This is a genomic window from Enhygromyxa salina, assembly GCF_002994615.1.
Taxonomy (GTDB): Bacteria; Myxococcota_A; Polyangia; order Nannocystales; family Nannocystaceae; genus Plesiocystis; species Plesiocystis salina_A.
Window position 1 is genome coordinate 1 of the sequence record NZ_PVNK01000116.1, and the last position, 22,024, is coordinate 22,024.

A 22,024-nucleotide genomic window follows, 5' to 3' on the forward strand; every position below is an offset into this window, starting at 1 on the left:
GCTCGCCGAGCCCGAGCCCGAGCCCCCGCCTGACGCCGAGCCCGAGCCACCCCCGAGCCCGCCTTCCAGCTTGCCTTGAACTGACCGGAGCGCCGTCATGGACTCACCCTCTCTCGCCCCCCCTCGCTCACGCGCGCTCGCGTCTCTTGGCCTCGTGGCCCTCGTCGCGCTCGGGCCCCTTGGCTGCCCCAACGACGACGTCAGCGACGGCAACGAGACTGGCGGCGACTGCGGTCTGCTCGCCGGGGATCTGGTCATCTCGGAGATCGTCGCCAACGTCGAGGGCGCCGACGCGGGCCGCGAGTGGTTCGAGATCTACAACGCCAGCGGCGACACCATCGACCTCCAGGGCCTGACCTTGGTCTACGAGAAGATCGACGGCAGCGGCCGCAAGGAGCACGTGATCGCGCGCAGCGTCGAGATCGCCCCGGGCGGCTACGCGGTCGTGTCCTCGACCCTCGACGAGCTGGCCGAGGACGCCCCGCTCGTCGACTACGGCTACGGCGGGGACCTCGGCGAGCTCGGCAACACGGGCGGCTACCTGGCCGTCGAGTGCGGCGCGGTCATCGACGAGGTCTACTATGAAGAGGCGTCGGAGACCGCCTCGCGGGCGCTCGACGGCTCCTCGGCGCCCGACGCGATCGCCAACAACGATCTCGCCAATTGGTGCGACAGCAAGACCACGGATGAAGCGGGCTTCGCGGCCACGCCCCAGGCGACCAACGACCCCTGCGGCAGCGCGACGACCTGCGGCGACGGGGTCGAGATCGTTCACCCGGCCGTCGGCGATCTGGTCATCACCGAGGTCCTGCCCAACCCCGACATCGTCGGCGACGACGTCGGCGAGTGGTTCGAGATCCACTCGCTCGCGGCGACCGAGGTCCACCTCAACGGCGTCGAGATCGGCAAGAGCCTCGAGGACGACGCCGAAGAGACGATCACCAACGCCGAGTGCATCGCGCTCGCGCCCGGGCAGTACGCGCTCGTGGCCGCCAACGTCGACGCGATGGTCAACGGCGGGCTCCCGCCCGAGGCGATCGTGTGGGAGACCGGCGTGTCGCTGACCAACAACGACGGCTCGCTGTGGCTCGGGGTCGGCGGCGAGCTGCTCGACGCGGTCGGCTGGGGCAGCGCCGGGGCCGGCAAGTCGACCCAGCTCGATCCCGACTTCCTCGATCCGAGCGCCAACGACGAGCTCGGCAACTGGTGCGACGGGGCCGAGCCCTACGGGGCGGGCGACTTCGGGACCCCGGGCGCCGCCAACCTCGAGTGCCTGATCGCGCCGCCCGAGGGCCAGTGCTACGAGGACGGGGAGCTGCGCGACATCAGCCCGGTCGACAACGGCGACCTCGAGATCACCGAGCTGATGGCCAACCCCGAGGTCGTCGACGACAGCGACGGCGAGTGGTTCGAGGTCCTGGTCAAGAGCGCGGGCGATCTCAACGGCCTCCAGATCGGCAAGGCCGGCGGGGTCGCGCACACCGTCGACTTCGGTGACGCGCCCGCGTTCGAATCGGACGCGTGCATCACCGTCAGCCCCGGCGACTACGTGGTCTTTGCCCACACCAGCGACACCGCGGTCAACGGCGGGCTCCCGCAGGTCGACGTGGTCTTCGACATGGCGCTGAACAACAGCAACAGCGACCTGTCGATTGGCTTCAACGACGTCGTCGGCGACCAGGCGACCTGGACCTCGGTCAGCTCCGGCCACAGCTACAGCAAGGACCCGCTCGGGACCTGGTGCGACGGCCTCGGGGTCTACGGCGACGGCGACCAGGGCACCCCCGGGCTCGCCAACCCGGCCTGCGGCGGCGGCAGCCCCGACGCGTGCATCGACCCCGACAACATGCTGATGCGCATGATCAACCCGCCGGCCATCGGCGAGCTGACGATCACCGAGGTCATGCCCGACCCGAGCGGGGCCCCCGACGCGAGCGGCGAGTGGTTCGAGCTCCACGCGAGCGCGGCCTTCGACCTCAACGGCGTGCAGATCGGCAAGAACGACGTCGTCAACCACACCGTCAGCTCGGACGTCTGCGTCGAGGTCGACGCCGACTCCTACCTGGTCATGGCCCGCAGCGACGTCGACAACTGCGACCTGCCCAACATCACCTACGTCTACGCCGACTTCAGCCTCAACAACAGCAACGGCAACCTCCAGATCGGCCACGGCGACGTGGTCTTCGACGACTACAGCTGGGCGAGCTCCTCGGCGGGCGCGGCCGAGAGCTACGACGCGATGAGCATGATGTGGTGCGACGCGGTCGCGCCCTACGGCTGCGGCGACCTCGGGACCCCCGGCGACCCCAACCCCGGCTGCGGCGGCCAGCCGATCGGCGACCAGTGCATGGACGGGATGCTGGCGCGCGACATCGTGGTCCCGAGCCCCGGCGACCTGGTCATCTCGGAGTTCATGGCCAACCCCGACGCGGTCGGCGACGCGGCCGGCGAGTGGTTCGAGGTCCGCGCGCTCGCGAGCTTCGACCTCAACGGCCTCGAGCTCGGGCGCCTGTTCATGGACGGCCCGATGGACACGATCGACGCCGTCGACTGCATCGCGCTGACCCCTGGCGACACCGCGCTCCTCGCCCGCAACGGCGACACGATGACCAACGGCGGGCTCCCCCTCGTCGACTTCGTGTTCGGCTTCGGCCTGACCAACTCCAACAGCGCCCTGCACATCGCGGCCGCGGGCGTGCTGCTCGACGAGATCACCTGGACCAGCGTCGCAACCGGGTCGAGCACGAGCCTCGACCCCGACAGCTACGACCCCAACATCAACGACATCGGCAACAACGACGGCGCGATCTGGTGCTACGCCCAGGCGCTCTACGGCGACGGCGACAAGGGCTCACCGGGCGCCGACAACCCCCAGTGCAACTAGCATGAAGGTATTCACCTGGATCTTCGCCGGCGTGGCCGGCTGCGCGCTCGCGCTCGGGTGCGACGACGGGCCCGGCGCCGACGAGCAGGGCTGCGGCCCCGCCGAGGCGACCGTCACCCGGGTCATCGACGGCGACACGATCGAGCTCGATAGCGGCGAGCGGGTCCGCTACCTGATGATCGACACGCCCGAGAGCACGATCGAGCACGAGTGCTGGGGCGAGGAGGCCAAGGCCGCCAACGAGGCCCTCGTCGCCGGCCAGACCGTCAGGCTCCGCTACGACGAAGAGTGCACCGACGACTACGATCGCCTGCTCGCCTACGTCGAGCTGTCCGGCCACGAGATCAACCGCGTGATGGTCGAGCGCGGGCACGCCTGCGTGCTCCACATCCCCCCCAACGGCGACGCCGTCGCCGACGAGTACGAGACCCTCGAGTACGAGGCCCGGATGCTCGACAAGGGCCTGTGGGCGGCCTGCGACCCCACCCCGTGCGGCTGATGCCTCTTTTGACCCCCACAGACATCAGCGTCCGTGCCACGCGCTGCCGCTGCGCGACAGGTCGCCCGTCCCTCGCTCGCTGGGCTCGCCTCTGGAAGCTGGCTCCATCGCTGGCCTTCTTTGTGCTGGTCCTGGCGCTGCTGGTCCCGGCCGAGGCCCTCGCGATCGAGTACGAGGTCTTCATCGACGTCGACACCGAAGAGGAGCTCTACGACCTCTACATCACCGATCAGATCTCCGAGGACACCTTCAACACCCTCGTCGAGCTGCGTCGGCGCGGGATCGACCTCAACGAGGCCGGGCGCGAGCAGCTCTACTCATTGCCCAACCTCAACTATGACGACGTCGACGCGATCTTGGCCTACCGCGAAGAGGCCGGGGTCATCCACGCGCCCGGCGATCTCGCGGCCGCCGGGGTCATCAGCCGCGAGAAGCTCGCCTCGCTCCTGACCTTCATCCAGGCCCACGACAAGCGCCAGAAGCTGACCGCGACCCACGGCTGGGTCCGCTACCAGACGGCCTGGTCCCAAGAAGATCGCACGATCCCCCCAATGACCCTCCAGGCCCGGATCACGACCTTGCGCCAGCTGACGATCGGCGCGGCCGGGCTCGTGACGCGCCAGCGCCCCGGCTCCCCGGTCTGGGATCCGAGCCGCGAGGCGATGGTCGCGCCCGAGATGACCCCGCGCGTGAACGTGCCCAAGTACTTCGTGCAGTGGGACACCGATCGCTTCGGCGTGATCGCGGGCAGCTACCGGATCGGCTTTGGCCAGCGCCTCACCTTTGACAGCACCAACCGCTACACGCCCAACGGCTTTTACCTCGACGACGCCGTATATCGCCCGACCGACCTCGGCGTGCGCTGTCGCGAGAGCGCAGGCGAGCAGCCGAGTTCGCCGTGCTCGGGCGCGGCCGGGAGCACCTACGGGACCAAGGACTTTCGCTGGCGCGACAGCCAGCGCGGGGTCGCGATCGGAGCCAAGCACGTGTCGCTCCCGGTCGGGTGGCTGCAGCTCTACGGCTTCGGCTCGTGGCAGACCAAGCAGATCTATCAATACGAGATCTTCGACAACAACGTCTGCGACGACCCGCGCAGCTCCGACGAGGTCTGCTCGGCCCCCGACGTGTTCGTGTCGCGCGAGGGTCAGTCACAGCTCGCGCCGGCCAGCACGCACAAGTTTCAGACCTTGCCGAACATGTACGACGAGTTCCTCGCCGGCGGGAACTTCTCGTGGTTCTACGATCGTCGCACCCACGTCGGCGTGACGGGCTACGGCGCGACCGCGCTGTGGCGGGTCGAGGGCCCGGACCTCGACTTTCAGGAGTGGTCGTCGACGCCCTTCGGCGGGTCCTGGGGAGCGATCGGAGCCGACATGGCCTGGGGCCGCGGCTGGTCCGACCTCGGCGTCGAGGTCGCCCGCAGCTTCGACTCGATGAAGGTCGTGACCGGACCGGACTCAGACTACGGCGGGGGCGGGTACGCCGGGATCATTCGTCAGACCTCGACCTGGGGCTCGAACGAGCTCGAGCTCAGCGCTCGCTACTACGACAAGGCCTACGCCAACCCCTACGCCGGGCCGATCGCCCAGGCCGACGAGTTCGACGGCAACCGGGCCCGCGACGAGGCCGGCGGGCGCATCCGCTACGGCGGCCGCGTCGCCGACCGCCTCGACCTCCGCGCGCTGACGGACGTCTGGGTTCAGCCCAGCGAGGGCTCGCCCAAGATGCTGACCTACGTCCGCGGCGACGTCGACGTGAACAAGTGGTTTCGCCCGGGCCTGTGGCTGCAGTACCGAAACGTCGACCTTCGGCCCAACTCCCAGGTCGGCTGCATCGACGACGGCGGCGACCTCGATCAGCCGCCGACCGGGGAGCAAGGCGACCCGACCTACCGCAGCGGGTGCCTCGCCGAGGTCGGCCAGATCACGACGCGCTTCGGGTTCCGCACGCTCAAAGGCAAGCTGTCGATCACCGCCCAATACCAGCACGAGTTCATCGACGACCCGGGCGTCGACCGCCTCCGCCAAGACTCCGCCACGACGGTGATCGTCCGGGCCAACCCGGTCAAGAGCTTCCGCATCGCCGCGCGCCTGCGCTACCTGTTTGAAGACGTGGCCGACAACACGCGCTTCGAGCAGTCGGCCTGGGCCTACTTCGATCTGTCCTACGTCTTCAACCGCATGTTCTCGATCCGGACCCGCTACGACCTGTTCATCTGGCTCGACGAGCGCGCCAGCACGCTCAGCCGGATCCCCTCGCCCGAACATCGTTTGCGCCTCGAGCTCGAGGCTCGCTTCTGACCCGCCGACGACCTGGCGAGCCCCGCCCCCTCGCCGTCGCCAGTGGCCGCAGGGTCGGCCCGCGCGGAGCCAGGCCTGGGCTCGCGCAGATCATGCCGGGCGCAGCATCGAGGAGGCTCTGAGCCCGAGCAAGTTGCCGGCCACGGCCGCGTCCGCAGCCCGACGAATTTCCTAACCTTGGTTGATGAGTACCAAGGCCAAGATCGTGATCGTCGGTGCCGGTCCTGCGGGCTCGGCCACCGCCTTGCACCTCGCCCAGCTCGGCATCGACGACATCACGATCGTCGATCTCCACGGCTTCCCCCGCGACAAGACCTGCGGCAGCGGCCTCTCACCTCGGGCGATCCGCACGCTCGAGCAGCTCGGCGTGTGGGCCAGCGTCGAGCCCCTCGCCTACCCGATCAAGGGGATCCAGGTGACCTCGCGCGACGGTCATCAGGCCTACCTGTCCGCGGGCGAGCGAGCCCAAGCTGCGATCTGTCTGCGTCGCGACCTCGACCACGCGATCCACAAGCGCTCGCTCGAGCGCGGCGTGACCTTCTTGTCGGGCTTCGCCGCCAGCACCCCGATCTTGCGCGGCGATCGCTGGGTCGGCGTCCGCGCTCGCGACGGCCGCGAGGTCCGGGCCGACTGGGTCGTGGTCGCCAACGGTGCCCACTCGACGATGTCGACCTGCGACGGGCCCAAGCAATCCATTCACACGATCATGGGCTGGTGGCAGGGCGTCGAACATCGCGGCCACACCGTCGAGATGATCTGGGACGACCTGACCCTGCCCTATTACGGCTGGCTGTTCCCCGAGACCCAGACCCGCGTCAACATCGGCATCACTTACGAGGACGATCGCAAGCGCAAGAACGCGCGCCGGATCTTCACCGCCTTTCTCAACAAGCACTTTTGCGAGCGGCTCCGCGACGCCGAGCAGCTCGGCAAGTGGAAGGGCCACCCGATCGTCTACACCTACCGGACCGGCGCGCTGTGGAGCCCGGGCCGGGTGGTCGTCGGTGAGGCCGGGCGCATGACTCACCCCGCGACCGGCGAAGGAATCTCCCAGGCGATGCGATCGGGCATCTTCGCCGCCGAGGCCCTCGCCGACATCCTCTCGGGCGTGGCGAACGAGCACGACGCGCTCAACCGCTACGACCGCCGCTGCGCGAAGGCCTTCATGCCCTCGTTCTGGGTCGGCGGGCTGTTTCGCGGGGTCCTTCGCACACCGCTGTTCGACAAGGCCCTCGCAATTGGGAGCTCGCCCCGGGTCAAGTCTGCGATGGCCCACGTGCTCGCCCACATGTGAAGCTCGAGACCGCCCTGACGCTCGAGCTCGACCACCTCCTGGGCCTTCAGCGTGATTCGGTGATGTCTGTGTCGCTAGCAGCCCGGGGTGCTAGCTGAGATGAGCGCGGCGTCGAGCTGCTTTTTGCCGCGCACGAGTCGCGAGCGCACGGTGTTGTAGTTGACCCCGAGCTGGCGGGCGATCGACACGCTGTCCCAGCCCTTCAGCCACAGCGCCACCACGCCAACGAAGGGCTCTTCGACCTGAGCGAGGGCGTGGGCGACCCGCGCCTGCAAGTCGCGGACGAGCATCTCGCTGCTTGGACTTCGCAGCTGGGTCGGGAGCTCGTCGAAGTCGGTGCCGTCGAGGACCAAGCGAGACCGCCGGCGCAACGCAGAAGCGAGCACCCGTCTGGCGATGACAAACAGGTAGTAGCGCAGCGTACAGCGGTGGGCGAAGCTGCGTCCGGCCTCGAGCCAGGTCGTACTGACGAGGTCGTCGACGTCGACGCTGCGAGGCGTACGCTCGCGGAAGTACCGGCGAAGCTGCTGATGATGCGAGCGTATCGTGGCGGGGCTCGCCGAGATGGTCCAGCTGCGAGTCACGGGCGCAGGCTATCACGCGCCTGCGCGCGCGGAGTCCGAGCCCGTCGAATTCGAGCACCCCAAAAAAGTTGGGATCAATACAGCTCGAATCACGACAGGCCCTGCATTGACCCAAAGGTCAGTCCCCGAGCCGCGCGAGCCGGTACCCTGCGGCATGGCGTCTCCATTCACGCCAGGCTCGCTGCCTGGGTCGCTGCCGTCGTCATGGGGGCCGCTGGTCGACGAAGGTCGGGCGCTGCCCGTCGAACGGGCGGCGCGGCTGGTCGCGGCGCGGCTCGGGATCTCGATCGGGGACGCGGCCGACCAGCTCAACGCGCTGCCCAGTCGCCACCGCTATCTCTTGTTGCAGCAGATTGCGAGCACCCATCGCTCGGTCGTCTACGCGGCGGTCGATCGGGCGCTGGTGCGCGAGGTTGCGATCAAGCTCCACCTCGATCAAGACGAGCACGCCCAGCGCGGGGTCATGACCGAGGTTCGGACCATGTCCGAGCTCGAGCACGCCAACATCGTGCGGGTGTTCGACGTCGAGCAGCAAGACGGCTGGCTCTACTCGGTCACCGAGCTGTGCGACGCAGACATGCACGCGTGGAGTGAGGGGCGCGAGTGGACGGAGATCATCGCGCGCGTGCTCGAGGCCGGGGCCGGGCTCGCGCATGTCCACGCGGCCGGCTTCGTCCATGGCGACGTCAAGCCGACGAACATCATGATCAAGGATGGCCTCGCCAAGCTCGGGGACTTCGGCTTCGCGACCAAGCCCAGGCTCGGGCCCGCGCCCTACGTGGTCGGGACTCCGGGCTTCATCGCGCCCGAGGTCGCCGCCGGGGAGCGCTGCGCGAGCGGTGACGTCTTCGCCCTCGCAGCGAGCGCGTGGGCGTGCCTGTTCGAGGGCTTGCCCTTCGGCACGCCGCCGCCGCGGGCGAGCGCGGAGGCCTCGGTCCTGGTCTCGATCGAGCGGGCGATCCGGGGCGAGCTCGCCCAGCCCAAGCGGGTGCCCGCTGGGATGTCGCGCTCGATCGTCGCGGTGATCGAGCGCGACTTGCACCCGGATCCGCGCGAGCGGCCGGGCCTCGGAGAGTGGCTCGCAGAGCTGAGCTTCGTGCTGCGCGCGGTCGAGCGGATGCGAAAGCTGCGGCGCTCGTGGCCTGCGGTGGTCGGCGGGGTGGTCGTGATCGGGTTGCTGGGCGTCGGCGGCTACGCGAGCTCGAGGTCTGACCGCGAGCGGGAGGACTCCTCGGTCGATGAGAGCACGCAGGAGCTCGCGCTCGACGACCAAGGACCCCGAAACCCAGGTGACGAGGCCCTCGAGGCTGCGCGCGCTGGTGACAGCGAGGCCGTGCTCGCGGCGCTCAACCGGGCGTTGGCAGACTTCGACGAGTTCTCAGCACAAGAGCAAGTACGTCTGGCGGACCTGGCCACGTCCAGCGCCGAGGAGCTCGAACAGCACTCGAAGGACGGCGTCCCCGAACTCGCGTGGACCTTCGCGGCGATTTTCCACCGGAGGGTGGGCCAGACCGCCCAAGCGGAAGCTGCCTGGGCCGCCGCTCGCGGCGAGCGACCATGAGCGATCAACCGTACTGCTCGGATTGAAAGCAGGTAACCGTGCCGTCGTCGTTCGAAACGCCGTCGTGGCAAAACCACAAGGTTCCGCCGCAAGTGTTCCCGTTGACGCAGACCTCGACCCCGCTGCTGTTGTAGAAGCAGCATATTGGCATCTCCTGACTGTCGCCTGGCGGCGGCGCCTTGCTGCACATCCCTGCTTCGCCACAGCGGTCGTCCAGCGGAATGTAGGCCGCGACCTCGCCGGTCTGCGGGTCGACGACTTCGCCGTGCTCCACGAAGTACCCCCGCGTGTCCGCGGCGCAGGTCTGGTCCTTCAGCGTGATCACGCCCGCCCGCGACAGACAGACCTCAGCGGCCAGCACCGGCGCGTCGGGTCCCGTGTAGGTGCACTGGCTCGCCGCCGCCATACAGAGGTTGCGGTAGGTACTCGCGCTGGCGCTCGCCGCCGGCGTCACGACGGCGGCGACGAGGGCCGAGAGGATGAGTTGCTTGCGGTTCATCCTCCGAGCCTACCGCGTCGGGGGTCGTCGTACTCGCGGGGGGGTGGATCCAGGCTCGGAGGCCGCACAGCCCCCACAGGGGGCCTCCATCTCGTCCACTGGCTCCCCCGGTGGTACCGACGAGGAGGTCGACGTCGACGCTGCGAGGCGTACGCTCGCCGAGAATTCGAGCGCAAGAAAAAGTTGGGATCAATACAGCTCGAATCACGACGGGCCCTGTTTTGCCCGAGGTCGCCGCCGGGGAGCGCAGCGCGAGCGGTGACGTCTTCGCAGCGAGCGCCTGAGCGGTCAAACAAGAAGCGGGTCACGCTCGCAAATTCGGCGACGTGGGTCGCGGAGGAGTTGGAGCGACGAGGCCGTCACAGGAACGCGAGGATGGTCTGGTTCCGCCGCAAGTGTTCCCGTTGACGCAGACCTCGACCCCGTTGCTGTTGTAGAAGCAGCATATTGGCATCTCCTGACTGTCGCCCGGCGGCGGCGCCTTGCTGCACATCCCTGCTTCGCCACAGCGGTCGTCCAGCGGGATGTAGGCCGCGACCTCGCCGGTCTGCGGGTCGACGACTTCCCCGTGCTCCACGAAGTACCCCCGCGTGTCCGCGGCGCAGGTCTGGTCCTTCAGCGTGATCACGCCCGCCCGCGACAGACAGACCTCAGCGGCCAGCACCGGCGCGTCGGGTCCCGTGTAGGTGCACTGGCTCGCCGCCGCCATACAGAGGTTGCGGTAGGTACTCGCGCTGGCGCTCGCCGCCGGCGTCACGACGGCGGCGACGAGGGCCGAGAGGATGAGTTGCTTGCGGTTCATCCTCCAATCGTACCGATCGACAGCGCACAACGAAGCGCCGATCGCGGTCCCGTGCTCGAGCGGAGCGCTCCGGCCTGCGCTCGACCACGGTCTCGACCTCACCCGAACCCAGTCGGGGTCCCTCGTGCCGTGGTCTCGACCACCCCCGAACCCAGTCGGGGTCCCTCGTGCCGCGGTCTCGACCTCGTGCGATCCGCGCCGAGGTGCCTTGGCCCACGGTCTCGACCTCGTGCGATCCGCGCCGAGGTCCCTCGTGCCGCGGTCTCGACCTCGTGCGATCCGCGCCGGGGTGCCTTCGGCCACGGTCGCCACCTCCCCCGCCCCCACCTCGGCTGCCCTGGGCCGCGGTCGCCACCTCTCCCGGCCCCTCCTCGGCCACCAAGACAGCTCGTGACGCGGACAAAAATTCTGTATCGTCCGCCGCGATGAGGAAGCTCGATCTTCGAGTCCTGTCGCTGACTGGCGTCGTCGCCAGCGCGCTGCTTTGCACCGCTTGCTTCACCCCCGCCGACTTCGGGGTGGACGTAACCGCCGAAGACCACGGCGAGGCCGAACACCAGGCCGAGCACGTCGAGAACGTCGAGGCCGACGCGCCCACGGGCGAGGCGATCGTCGAGGGCATCTTGCCCGGCAGCGAGGGCCGCAAGCTCGAGATCAAGGCGCCCGAGATCCCCTACGAGGCGCCCTTCGACGGCAAGCCGCTGAGCTCCAAGACCCTCGACAGCGGCGTCGTGGTCGAGGACTTCGTGCTCGGCGACGGGAGCCCGGTCGCCGACGAGACGATGATCGAGTTCCAGTTCAAGGGCTACGCCAGCGCCAACGGCAAGCAGGTCATGGGCTCGCGCGCCGCCCCGGCCAAGCTCGTGATCAACGAGACGACCCGGACCAAAGATCCGATCGCCAAGTCGATGGCCGAGGGCCTCGACGGCATGAAGCCCGGCGGCAAGCGCCGGATCAAGGTTCCGGCCGACATCGTCGACGAGGGCGCCCCGCCCGGACGCCCCGCGGTCGGCGATCTGTGGATGACCGTCGAGCTCATCGCCGTCAAGGACTCACCCAAGCTCCACGGCGCCGAGGAATTCGAGGGCACGCCGGTCGCAACCAACAAGCTCAGCAACGGGCTCGAGATCCACGACTACGTCGCGGGCGAGGGCCCCGCGGCCAAGGCGGGCGACCAGGTCGTGACCCACTACATCGGCCAGCTCAGCGACGGCACCGAGTTCGACAGCTCGCACAGCCGCGCCGAGGGCATGCCCGTGACCGTCGGCGGCCCCGGCGTGATCAAGGGCTTCGCGCAGGGTGTCGAGGGCGCGCGCAAGGGCATGCTGCGCAAGATCGTGATCCCGCCCGAGCTCGGCTACGGCGAGCGCGACCAGGGCAAGATCCCGCCCAACTCCACGCTCGTGTTCCTGCTCGAGATCATGGAGGTCAACGACGGCCCGCCCGGCGGTCAGGCGCCCGTGGTCATCCCCCCGCCCAAGAAGCCCAAGGCCGGCGAGGGCGAGGATGAGCCCAAGCCCAAGCCCAAGAAGCCCAAGCCCGAGCCCGAGGCCGAGGCCGACGGCGAGTAGGCCGGCACAACAGCAGTAGGCCTCTCAGGCCCCGAGCACCCGGCGAGTGAAGGCGCTGAGGAGCTTGCCGTCGGGGTCCTGCGCGGCACTCGAGGTCGAGGATCGCCTCCTCGCCCTCGAGCACGCTGGCGCCCCGCCCCACGGAGGCGCTCCCCCGCCTCGCCGAGCTCCCGACCGAGTGGCAGCCCGAGGCCTTCGCCAGGTGGCTCGCCCCGGACGCTGCGCCGAAGACAGTGCAAGAGCCCTCGGGCCTGCTCGGCGAGGCGCCCACCGCTGCCGCTGACCGGGCCCGCGCCTTTTCGGCTGTCTCGTCCTCGGTGATCGGCGCCACCGCACCCGGGCGCTACCCGTGCCCCCACGTCCGCAAGGTCAAAGCTTGATGTTGCTCGCCAGCCTCGTCGGCTGCGGCATGCGACACTCCCGTGGAAGCGGACTGCACGGATGAACCGAATCTACAAGGTTCTGATGCTCGTGGCCCTCGCGGGGGCAGCCGCCTGCGCGGACGACGGCCGGGGGGCGGTGTGTGAGCCCGCATGTGCGGCCTACGGCCCTGAACTCCCCGGGGTCGGAGAGTGTGTGGCGGGGGACTGTACGCCGACTTTCTTCGAGTGCTTCGAGAACACAGACTTCTCGACCTGCCGGGATCAGTGCGAAGCAGTGGGTTCGGTGTGCGCCGAAAATGGCTGCGCTGACAGCACCTACATGATCTACTCGAACCTCGATGACTGCAGCCATCCCGGGTGGGTCGGTGTAATCGTCTCTCGGAGTTGTGACGAAGCCATCGAGTGGCAGGTCAACACGGCGGCGCGATGTTGTTGCGAACAAAATCTCTAATCGCCGGTCTGGCTGTGGGGGTTCGACCCGGGCGCCGTCGGCCACGACCAGCGCGCGGCTGAGATCGCGGACCCGCTCGACGAGCTCTGCGCGATCGTCACGGCCGGCGACGCCCGCGGTCGTCGGGCGACCGCGGGCGCGTCGAGGTGCCAGCGCTCGAGCCGACGATCGATCGCAACCTGCTCTGCGCGAGTCAGCGCCTGATAAGTCACCATGCTACCGCAAGCGCGCTTTGTTACGATGAGAGCGCGTGCGAATCCTGTTTCCCCTACCCTCGCTCGACTTCGATCCGACCGAGGCTTCGGTGCCGTGGCGCGCCCTCGTCGACGCCGGACACGAGGTCGTATTCGCGACGCCCAACGGTCAGCCGGCCGCCGCCGATCCGCGCATCGTCAGCGGCCGCGGCTTCGCGCTGTGGCGCCAATTTTTACGCGCAGTCGCCCACGCCCGCGAGGTCTACGGGCAGATGGAGGCGAGCGAGGCGTTCCAGGCTCCGCTGCGCTACGACGAGCTCGCGGGCCAACACGAGCGCTTCGACGGGGTCATCTTGACCGGCGGACACGCGCCGAAGATGAAGCCCTACCTCGAGTCGGACCTCCTCCAGGCCCTGGTCGCCGACTACATGATCGCCGACAAGCCCGTCGGCGCGATCTGTCATGGCGCGCTGCTCGTCGCGCGCGCGCGCGACCCCAAGACCGGTCGCTCGGTCCTCCACGGGCGCAAGACCACGGCCCTGACCAAGTCGCAAGAGATGGCCGCCTGGGCGATGACCGGCCTGTGGCTCGGGTCCTACTACCGGACCTACGAGATCACCGTGCAAGACGAGGTCAGCCAGGCGCTGGCCTCGGCCGACGACTTCTTGCCCGGGCCCTTCCTGCTCCGCCGCGAGGGGCCCGAGCGGCGCGACTATGGGTTCACGGTCCGCGATCGCAACTATCTGTCGGCGCGCTACTACACCGACGCCTACAAGTTCGCCGACGAGTTCGTCGCGCTGCTCGCCGAGCACGACCCGGCATGAGCCCACCGATCCGGCTTCGGGACGCGCAGGTCCTCCTCGTCGACGATCACGACGACCTCGTCGAGAACCTGCGCGAGATCCTCGAGGACGAGGGCGCCCGCGTGACCCGGGCCGCGCGCGCGTCCGAGGCCCTCGACCAGGCCAAGCACGGCTTCGACATCGCGCTCGTCGACATCGGCCTGCCCGACGCCACCGGGCTCTCGCTCCTGCCCCAGCTGCGCGCGCTCGACGACCGCGTCGAGGTCCTGCTGATCACGGGCAGCGCCTCGATCGAGGACGCGATCGCGGCGGTGAGCCAGGGCGCCTACGCCTACGTGCTCAAGCCCTTCGACCCCGACGCCCTGCTCGCGACCGTCGACCGCGCGGTCGAGAAGGTCCGCCTCCAACGCGGCGCCCACGAGTTCGCCCGCCGGGCCCGGATCGCCGAGAAGCTCGCCGCGATCGGTGAGCTGTCGGGGGGCCTCGCCCACGAGATCCGCAGCCCGCTCAACGGCGCCAGCCTCCAGCTCCAGCTGCTCGAGCGCAGGATCTCGCGGGTGAGCTCGGACCCGGCGCTGCTCGGACCGATCGAGATGGTCCAGTCCGAGCTCAACCGGCTCTCGCATCTGGTCGAGGACTTCTTGAGCTTCGCGCGGCCGGTCGAGCTCGATCTTCACCGCTTCGACCTCCCGACCTTGCTCGCGCAGGTCGCCGAGCTGCTCGCGCCCGAGGCCGCGACCCACGGCATCGAGCTGCGCGCCGAGCTGCCGGGCGCGGGGCTCGTCTACGAAGGCGATCGCCACAAGCTTCAGCAGGTCCTGATCAACGTGGTCCGCAACGCGATCGAGGCGCTCGAGCACACCGGCGGCGACATCGTCGTGTCGCTCGTGGGGCCCGAAGATGGGATGCTCGCGCTGCGCGTGACCGACGACGGGCCGGGGATCCCCGAGGACATCCGGTCGCGGGTCTTCGAGCCCTTCTTCTCGACCAAGGCGATGGGCACCGGGCTGGGCATGGCGATCTGCCACGCGCTGGTCCAGCGCCATGGCGGGGCGATTCACATCCGCTGCGATGGCGGCACCGAGGTCGACATCTTGCTGCCCGCCCCCGTCGCCGGCGACGCCGCTCCCGATCGCGCCTGACGTCGGCGAGAGCGCCCCTACGACAGCTGGGGCCCGGGCGAGGGTCCAGACCCGACCGTGGGGTAGGATCCGCGCGTGACGACGAGAGACGAGCGCCCGAGCCCGAGCCCGAGCCCTGGCGAGGATCCGAGCAACGCACACGAGGCGGCCGCGGAGCCACAGTTGGACGCCTTCATGCTCGTGGGCCTGGGCGCCTCGGCTGGCGGTCTCCAGGCCTTGACCGCGTTCTTCGAGACCATCCCCGCGGACAGCGGCCTCGCGTTCGTCGTCGTCACCCACCAGCACCCCGGCCACGTCAGCCTGATGCCGGAGATCCTCAGCAAGCACACCTCGCTGCCGGTCGTCGAGGCCGAGGAAGGGGTGCAGGTCGAGCCGAATCACGTCTACCTGTCTCCGCCCGGGGCGATGCTCGCGTTGATGGGGGGTGCGCTTCACGACATGCGAGCCGACATCGATTGGCATGCCGATCATCCGAGCCTCCCGATCGACTACTTCTTCCGCTCGCTGGCCGAGGAGATGCGAGAGCGCGCGATCGCCATCGTCTTGTCCGGGACCGGCAGCGACGGCACCGTGGGTGCGAAGATCATCAAGCGCGAGTCGGGCCTGGTCATGGCCGAGGACCCCGGGTCGGCGACCTACGACGGCATGCCACGCAGCGTCATCGCGACGGGGATCGTCGACGATGTCGAGACCGCGGAGGGGCTCGGGCGCAAGGTAGCCGCCTACGCCCGGCGCCAGAGCGCAAAGTTCCCGGCCACCGCGGCCGAGCAGTCGCTCCATGAGATGCACCGGGCGCTGATCCTGGTCCGCGACCACACCGGGCACGACTTCTCATCCTACAAAGAGAACACCATCCGGCGCCGCATGAAGCGGCGCATGAACCTCCACCAGCTCGACACCCCGAGGGAGTACGTCGCCTACCTCCAGCGCAACCCGGCGGAGCTCGACACGCTGTTCAAGGAGCTCCTGATCGGCGTGACCAATTTTTTCCGCGATCCGGAGGCCTTCAACGCGCTCGCGGCCAGGCTCCCGCAGCTGCTCGAGCGCAAGCGCGAAGGCGAGTCCTTCCGGGTCTGGGTCCCGGGCTGCTCGACCGGCGAAGAGGCCTACTCGATCGCCATCCTCCTGCGCGAGGCGATGCTCAACGCACGCAAGCGCGTGACGATCCAGCTCTTTGCGACCGATCTCGACCCCTCGGCGATCGACGTGGCGCGGGCGGGCGTCTACCCCGAGGGCATCGCGGTCGACGTCGGCGAAGACCGGCTCGCGCGCTTCTTCTCGCGCCACGACGCCTACTATCACGTGAGCAAGGAGATCCGCGACATGGTCGTGTTCGCGCCCCAAAACGTGATCACCGACCCGCCGTTCACGAAGCTCGACCTGCTCTCGTGTCGCAACCTGCTGATCTACCTCAACAGTCAGCTCCAGCGCCGCCTCCTGCCCCTGTTCCACTACGCGCTTCGGCCCGGCGGGGTGCTCTTCCTCGGCACCTCGGAGTCGGTCGGGACCTTCACGGAGCTGTTTGAGCCCGTCGACAAGAAGTGGAAGCTGTTCGAGCGCCTGTCATCGAGCCCACACACCCTGCCTCGGTTTCCGCTCGACACCGTGCATGCGGCCGACACCGGAGCCCAAGATCCCGCAGCGAGGGTGCCCAGGCCGCCCGTGCAGCCGGTCGGCAAGCTGATCGAGCGCGTGCTGATCGCCAAGCACATCCCGCCGAGCGTGGTTGTCAACGAGCGCGGCACGATCGTCCACATTCACGGCCGGATCGGGCGCTTCTTCGAGCCGGCGCCCGGCCAGCCCAGCCACAACCTGCTCGACATGGCCCGCGCCGGTCTCCAGCCGACGCTGGCCGCGTGTCTACGCCGGGCGTCCACCACCACCGCCGAGTTCGTCTACGAGGGCGTCCGCGTGCAGACGAACGGCGACTCGATCTTCGTTGACGTCAGCGTCCGAAGCCTGGCCGAGCCCGAGACCCTGCGCGGGCTGGTCTTGCTGAGCTTTCAGCAGGCGGCCCCGGCCCGGGCCGCGTCCGACGGCGAGCTGTCGACGACGGCGTTGAGCGCGGGCGAGCTGAACCAGCTCGAGGCCGTCGAGCACGAGCTGCGCTACACGAAGGAGACCCTCCAGAGCACGATCGAGGAGCTCGAGACCTCCAACGAGGAGCTCAAGTCGACCAACGAGGAGCTCCAGTCCACGAACGAGGAGCTCCAGTCCACGAACGAGGAGCTCGAGACCTCCAAGGAGGAGATGCAGTCGCTCAACGAGGAGCTCCACACCGTCAACAGCGAGCTCGAGGAGAAGGTCTCGGATCTGTCGCAGGCCAACGACGACATGACCAACCTGCTCAACAGCACCGAGGTCGCGACCGTGTTCCTGGACCGCGAGCTCCGCGTCAAACGCTTCACGCAGACCGCGACCCGGATCATCAAGCTGATCCGCAGCGACGTCGGCCGCCCAATCGCCGACCTCGCGTCCGAGCTCGAGTACGAGTCGCTCGTCACCGACGCCGACGAGGTCCTGCGGACGCTGGTACCCAAGCAGCGCGAGCTCCACAGCAAGGACGACAGGTGGTTTCTGATGCGAATGATCCCCTATCGGACCACCGACAACGTCATCGATGGCCTGGTCATGACCCTCGTCGACATCAGCGAGCAAAAGTGGGCCTTCGGGGAGCTTCGGCGCGTGCTCGCGGAGCTCCAGCGCATGCAGGAAGCAGCCCGTCAAGGGCGAGAGGCGAGCGCCATGCTGAGCAGCTCGTTGTCTCGCGTCTACGTCGATCGTGTCGACCGCGACCTACGCTACACCTGGGTCGGCAATTCCCACCCGGACTGCGATGCAGAGTCGATGATCGGCAAGCGCGACGATGAGCTCCACGACGGTGATGGAGCCCACGAGCTGGTCGAGATCAAGCGCCGGGTGCTCGTCAGCGGCGAGAGCCAGCAACGGGACGTCGTCCTCGAGCTCTCGGACGGGCGTCACACCTGGCGAGTCTGCGCGGACCCCTTGCGCGATGAGGATGATCAGATCTTCGGCGTCTCGACCGTGGCCCTCGACCTCGCCAAGCTCAACCCCAGCGCGGGCGGGAGCGCGGGCGGGCGCTCAAGCCAGTAGCCCCTGGATCGCCGCGACCAAGTCCTCGATCTCGATCGGCTTCTCGAGGAACACGGTGTTCGGCGCGCGCAGCAGCTTGCGGACCTCGGGGTCGGTGCTCGACCGGCCCGAGAGGATCACGACCGCCCGCGGCTGGACCAGCTCGACGAGCCCGTCGATGAGCTCGGTCGGCGAGGCCGTGGGCATGTTGGGCAGGCCAAGATCGGTCACGACCACGTCGATCGTCTCGCCGTGCTGGTGGGCGAGCGCGGCCGCCTCGGCGCCGTCGGCCGCGGCGAAGACCTTGTAGCCCTCGTCCTCGAGCAGCAGCTGGGTCGCCTCGCGAGCCAGGCGCTCATCCTCGACGAGCAAGACCCGCTCGCCCGCGGGGGGCTCGAGCTGCTCGCCCTTGCCCGGCGCCGAGCTGCCCGAGGCGTCGAGGACCTCGCGGACCTTGGCCAGGAGCGTGTCCTCGGTGAAGGGCTTTTGCAGCGCGGGGGCGTCGGGGTTGAGGCGCCGCTCACGTACGAGCTTGACCTTCGGATAGGCCGACATGAACAGCACGCGCATGTCCGGGCGCAAGAGCGAGGCCGCGTGCGCGAGCCCGGATCCGCTGAGCTCGGGCAGGACCATGTCGGTCAGGAGCAGCTCGATGTCCGCGCGCGCCTTGATGATCGCCAGGGCCTGGGTCCCGTTGTCAGCCTCGATCACGCAGTAGCCCCAGCGCGTGAGGTAGTGGCCGACCGTCTGGCGGACGAGCGGCTCGTCCTCGACCAGCAAGACCGTCTCTTTGCCGCCGAAGGCCGTGATGTGGGCGGGCTCGTCGGGCGAGGGCAGCGGCTTGGTGGTCCGCGGCAGCATCACGCGGACCGTGGTTCCGGCGCCCGGCTCGCTCTCGATATCGATGTGGCCGCCGGCGTTGCGCACGATCCCGTAGACCGTCGACAGGCCGAGGCCCGTGCCCTCGCCGACGGCCTTGGTCGTGAAGAAGGGCTCGAACAGCCGCGCCTTGGTCGCCGCGTCCATGCCCTTGCCCGTGTCGCGGACGGTCAAGCTCGCGTAGGCCCCGGGGCGCACGTCGAGCTTGCGGGCCAGGACGTCGTCGACGATCAGCTCGCCAGTGATGACCTCGATCCGACCCGCGCCGCTGACCGCGTCGCGGGCGTTGACGACCAGGTTGGTGAGGACCTGCTCGATCTGCATTTGGTTGGCCCAGACCCGGCCGTCGTTGGCCTCGAGCCGGAACACGAGATCGATGTCGGCGTCGAGGGTGTGACGCAAGAGGCGCTCGTTTTGGGCGATCATCGCGTTGATGTCGACGACGGCCTCGGTGTCTTCGCGCGGGCGACCGAGGGCCAGGAGCTGGCGCGTGAGCGTGGCGCCGCGGACGGCCTCGGCCTTGAGATCACGCAGGAGCTCGGCCGCGCGGCTGTCTTTGTCGATGTCGATCAGGGCGCTGGCGGCACAGCCGAGCATCGCCATCAGCAGGTTGTTGAACTCGTGGGCGACCCCGCTCGCGAGCCGCCCGATCGCCTCGAGCCGCTCGGAGCGCTGGACCTTGGCCTCGAGCTTGCGGCGCTCGCTGACGTCGCTGAACACGGTGTGACAAGCGGGCGGCCCCCCGTCGTGCTCGTCGCTGGGGGCGCTCTCGAGGTGAATCCATATACGCTGGCCGTCTGCGCGGATGAGCCCGAGCTCGCAGCCGTGGCTGGTCTGGTCGCGGATGACGTGCTGGAGGTGGACGTGGAGGAGATCGGCGGATGATGAGTCCATCATCCGCGACAGCGGGCCGCCGACCAGCGCGGCCCGCTCCAGGCCGAGCAGCCGCGCCGCGGTCAGGTTGGCGGCCAGGACCATCCCCGTCGCCGACAAGGTCAGGTAGCCCATCGGCGCGTCGTCGTAGAGGCGGCGGTAGCGATCGCGTGAGCGCTCGAGCTCCTGCTGCGTCGCCTGCAGCTGCAGGTTTTGGAGCTCGAGCTCGATGTGGTGGACGTGGAGCTCCTCGTACAGCTGCCTCGGATCGTGGTCTTCGAAGTCCATCGAGAGCTCCAGAATCGGCCCGCCGCTGTCCGCACGTCGGCGCTCCGCGAGCCTGCGCAACTTCAGTCGATCCTCGCTGTTCAAGGCGCTCCGCTGGGGCCGAGCTACGCGGCCAGGCGATAGCTTTGCATTTCGACGGCCCGTTCCGCAGCGCAAAGCTTGCGGTAATAATAGCAGGAACAACCGCGGGTCGAGGTGAATAGCGATCGAATTAGGGTACGAGCCACTCCCTCGAGTGATCACCGAGATGGGTCTGAAGGACAGTGCACAGCTCTTTGGCCGGCTCGCCCGCGAATTCCATTGGGGCCCGCTCCTTTGCCGCGCTCGGTGGCTCCATGGCGTGGGGGAGATGCCCTCGCGCTCATGAACCCGCCCGGGGCGATCGCTATACCGCGATTGCGCACAATCGCGCAAAGCTGAACGATCACCTTCGAAGATCAGCGGCGCGGCTGGCGTCGGCGACCCACACCCAAGTCGTCCCGCCCATCACCTCCCCGGAAAATGTGCATTGATCCTCGGATCGCTCCTTCCGCGCCGCAGCTTCTTCGCGGGTGGGGCATGAGCGTCACGCCAGCTTCGACGCAACCTCGGATATAGTCGATGAAACGCTCAGCTGTCATCGCGCTCGGAGTCGTGGGATTGGTGGTGTTCATCATCATTGCGATGATCGCCGGCACCTACAACTCACTCGTGAGCCTCAACGAGGGCGTCTCGGGCCAGTGGGCCCAGGTCGAGAACACCTACCAGCGCCGCGCCGACTTGGTCCCCAACCTCGTCGCCACCGTGCGCGGCGCCGCGACCCACGAGCGAGAGACGCTCGAGTCTGTCACCGAGGCGCGCGCCAAGGTCGGGCGCCTCGACGCCGGCGACGCGTTCGAGGATCCGGCCGCGCTCGAGCGCTACCAGGCCGCCCAGGACGAGCTCTCGACGGCGCTCAGCCGGCTCCTGGTCGTCGCCGAGGCCTACCCGCAGCTGCGTGCCAGCGAGAACTTCCTCGCCCTCCAGTCCCAGCTCGAGGGGACCGAAAACCGGATCGCGGTCGAGCGCAAGCGCTTCAACGACGCGGCGCGGGCGTTCAACACCAAGCGCCAGTCCTTCCCGACCGTGGTCATCGCCAACATGTTTGGCGATCGCTTCGAGACCAAGACCTACTTCGAGGCCGAGGTCGGCGCCGCGGAGGCGCCAAAGGTCGAATTCTAGGAGCACGTGCGCGTGTCTTTCTCGTCTCCTGACTCGGGCCTGCGGCCCGCGACCCTCGGGCCCTCGGGTCCCGGGAGACTGTTTGGCGCGCGCGCCTGCCCGTGGTGGGTGCTGGTCTGGCTGATGTTGCTGACCCGCCTGGCCGCGGCGGCGCCAGCGATCCCCGCGCCGCCAGATGCCAGGGTCAGCGACGAGCCCGGGGTCCTCTCGACGCCGGTCCGGGCGTCCCTCGACCGGCGCCTCGCCCACTACGAGGCGCGCAGCGGCCACCAGATCATCGTGTGGATCGGCGAGACCAGCGGCGAGCTGACGGTCGAGGACTTCGCGGTCCAGGCCTTCGCGCGCTGGAAGGTCGGCAGCGCCGAGCTCGACGATGGCCTCGCCGTGTTCGTCTTCGTCGAGGATCGGACCGTGCGGGTCGAGGTCGGCTACGGGCTCGAGCCAACGATCACCGATCTGATCGCGTCGCGGGTGATCCGAAACGTGATGCTCCCCCCCATCGAGCGCGGCGAGTGGGACGCCGCGATCGTCGGCGGGGTCGAGGCCCTCGTCGACGCGATCGAGGGCCAGGCGGGCGCGCTGCCCGGCGACAGCGGTCCAGGGCCCGACGCCCCCGAGGGCATGAGCCGGACTCAGGTCATCGTCACGGTGATCGGCGTCGTGCTGTTCTTGGTCTTGCTGGTCACCAACCCAAAGCTCGCGCTGCTGCTGCTCTTCTTCATCG

General features: G+C 68.8%; 16 protein-coding genes. 11 read left to right on the forward strand and 5 right to left on the reverse strand.

The genetic code is table 11. The annotated features are described in order from the left end of the window. Positions 1-154 precede the first annotated feature (154 nt). The 4 genes from ENSA5_RS11360 (at position 155) to ENSA5_RS11375 (ending at position 6,977) form a co-directional block, all read left to right on the forward strand. A complete protein-coding gene (locus ENSA5_RS11360; protein ID WP_181197641.1) occupies positions 155-2,884 on the forward strand; it encodes a lamin tail domain-containing protein in 2,730 nt (909 codons plus the stop codon). A gap of 1 nt (position 2,885) precedes the next feature. After that, complete coding sequence (locus ENSA5_RS11365) at positions 2,886-3,383, forward strand: thermonuclease family protein (RefSeq protein ID WP_106391665.1); 498 nt, start codon at positions 2,886-2,888, stop codon at positions 3,381-3,383. A 122-nt stretch (positions 3,384-3,505) separates the two neighbouring features. Next, complete coding sequence (locus tag ENSA5_RS11370) at positions 3,506-5,683, forward strand: ComEA family DNA-binding protein (protein WP_146155576.1); 2,178 nt, start codon at positions 3,506-3,508, stop codon at positions 5,681-5,683. Positions 5,684-5,867: 184 nt separating this feature from the next. Next, positions 5,868-6,977, forward strand: coding sequence for an NAD(P)/FAD-dependent oxidoreductase (locus ENSA5_RS11375; protein ID WP_106391667.1), 1,110 nt, complete (start codon positions 5,868-5,870; stop codon positions 6,975-6,977). 74 nt (positions 6,978-7,051) lie between these two features. Here ENSA5_RS11375 and ENSA5_RS11380 read toward each other — a convergent pair whose 3' ends face one another. Next, positions 7,052-7,561, reverse strand: a complete 510-nt coding sequence (locus ENSA5_RS11380; protein ID WP_106391668.1) for a sigma-70 family RNA polymerase sigma factor — start codon at positions 7,559-7,561, stop codon at positions 7,052-7,054. Between the two features lie 154 nt (positions 7,562-7,715). On the opposite strand from ENSA5_RS11380, the gene ENSA5_RS11385 reads away from it, so the two are divergent. Further along, entirely contained in the window at positions 7,716-9,122 is a 1,407-nt protein-coding gene (locus ENSA5_RS11385; protein WP_181197642.1) for a serine/threonine-protein kinase, read from the forward strand. 4 nt (positions 9,123-9,126) lie between these two features. On the opposite strand, the gene ENSA5_RS11390 is transcribed toward ENSA5_RS11385, so the two are convergent. After that, positions 9,127-9,621, reverse strand: a complete 495-nt coding sequence (locus tag ENSA5_RS11390) for a hypothetical protein (protein WP_106391670.1) — start codon at positions 9,619-9,621, stop codon at positions 9,127-9,129. Between the two features lie 304 nt (positions 9,622-9,925). Further along, positions 9,926-10,423: a hypothetical protein gene (locus tag ENSA5_RS11395; protein ID WP_146155577.1), complete on the reverse strand. Its 498-nt coding sequence runs from the start codon at positions 10,421-10,423 to the stop codon at positions 9,926-9,928. Positions 10,424-10,848: 425 nt separating this feature from the next. Here ENSA5_RS11395 and ENSA5_RS11400 point away from each other — a divergent pair, with 425 nt between their 5' ends. Beyond that, positions 10,849-11,994, forward strand: a complete 1,146-nt coding sequence (locus tag ENSA5_RS11400; RefSeq protein WP_106391672.1) for an FKBP-type peptidyl-prolyl cis-trans isomerase — start codon at positions 10,849-10,851, stop codon at positions 11,992-11,994. Between the two features lie 830 nt (positions 11,995-12,824). Here the strand turns inward: ENSA5_RS11400 and ENSA5_RS11405 are convergent. Continuing rightward, a complete protein-coding gene (locus tag ENSA5_RS11405) occupies positions 12,825-13,043 on the reverse strand; it encodes a hypothetical protein (protein ID WP_106391673.1) in 219 nt (72 codons plus the stop codon). Between the two features lie 35 nt (positions 13,044-13,078). On the opposite strand from ENSA5_RS11405, the gene ENSA5_RS11410 reads away from it, so the two are divergent. From ENSA5_RS11410 to ENSA5_RS11420, 3 genes are all read left to right on the forward strand, one after another. Continuing rightward, positions 13,079-13,846: a type 1 glutamine amidotransferase domain-containing protein gene (locus tag ENSA5_RS11410; protein WP_106391674.1), complete on the forward strand. Its 768-nt coding sequence runs from the start codon at positions 13,079-13,081 to the stop codon at positions 13,844-13,846. Then, complete coding sequence (locus tag ENSA5_RS11415) at positions 13,843-14,967, forward strand: sensor histidine kinase (RefSeq protein ID WP_106391675.1); 1,125 nt, start codon at positions 13,843-13,845, stop codon at positions 14,965-14,967. The genes ENSA5_RS11410 and ENSA5_RS11415 overlap by 4 nt, the downstream gene beginning before the upstream one ends. Positions 14,968-15,042: 75 nt before the next feature. Next, entirely contained in the window at positions 15,043-18,081 is a 3,039-nt protein-coding gene (locus ENSA5_RS11420; protein ID WP_146155578.1) for a CheR family methyltransferase, read from the forward strand. Here ENSA5_RS11420 and ENSA5_RS11425 read toward each other — a convergent pair. Continuing rightward, positions 18,070-20,160 carry a response regulator gene (locus tag ENSA5_RS11425; RefSeq protein ID WP_181197643.1) on the reverse strand — a complete coding sequence of 697 codons (2,091 nt, stop codon included), beginning with the start codon at positions 20,158-20,160 and terminating at the stop codon, positions 18,070-18,072. The two genes, ENSA5_RS11420 and ENSA5_RS11425, sit on opposite strands and share 12 nt — an antisense overlap. 540 nt (positions 20,161-20,700) lie before the next feature. Here ENSA5_RS11425 and ENSA5_RS11430 point away from each other — a divergent pair. Both ENSA5_RS11430 and ENSA5_RS11435 read left to right on the forward strand, forming a co-directional pair. Next, positions 20,701-21,300, forward strand: a complete 600-nt coding sequence (locus ENSA5_RS11430) for a LemA family protein (protein WP_106391678.1) — start codon at positions 20,701-20,703, stop codon at positions 21,298-21,300. A gap of 12 nt (positions 21,301-21,312) precedes the next feature. Further along, positions 21,313-22,024 (forward strand): TPM domain-containing protein (locus tag ENSA5_RS11435; RefSeq protein ID WP_146155580.1); only part of this gene is annotated, 712 nt, incomplete at its 3' end.

Excerpts from the sequence above, each read along its gene's own strand:
- ENSA5_RS11365 (WP_106391665.1), top strand. The coding sequence starts at position 2,886 with ATGAAGGTATTCACCTGGATCTTCGCCGGCGTGGCCGGCTGCGCGCTC.
- ENSA5_RS11375 (WP_106391667.1), top strand. The coding sequence starts at position 5,868 with ATGAGTACCAAGGCCAAGATCGTGATCGTCGGTGCCGGTCCTGCGGGC.
- ENSA5_RS11385 (WP_181197642.1), top strand. The coding sequence starts at position 7,716 with ATGGCGTCTCCATTCACGCCAGGCTCGCTGCCTGGGTCGCTGCCGTCG.
- ENSA5_RS11390 (WP_106391670.1), bottom strand. The coding sequence starts at position 9,621 with ATGAACCGCAAGCAACTCATCCTCTCGGCCCTCGTCGCCGCCGTCGTG.
- ENSA5_RS11395 (WP_146155577.1), bottom strand. The coding sequence starts at position 10,423 with ATGAACCGCAAGCAACTCATCCTCTCGGCCCTCGTCGCCGCCGTCGTG.
- ENSA5_RS11400 (WP_106391672.1), top strand. The coding sequence starts at position 10,849 with ATGAGGAAGCTCGATCTTCGAGTCCTGTCGCTGACTGGCGTCGTCGCC.
- ENSA5_RS11405 (WP_106391673.1), bottom strand. The coding sequence starts at position 13,043 with ATGGTGACTTATCAGGCGCTGACTCGCGCAGAGCAGGTTGCGATCGAT.
- ENSA5_RS11415 (WP_106391675.1), top strand. The coding sequence starts at position 13,843 with ATGAGCCCACCGATCCGGCTTCGGGACGCGCAGGTCCTCCTCGTCGAC.
- ENSA5_RS11430 (WP_106391678.1), top strand. The coding sequence starts at position 20,701 with ATGAAACGCTCAGCTGTCATCGCGCTCGGAGTCGTGGGATTGGTGGTG.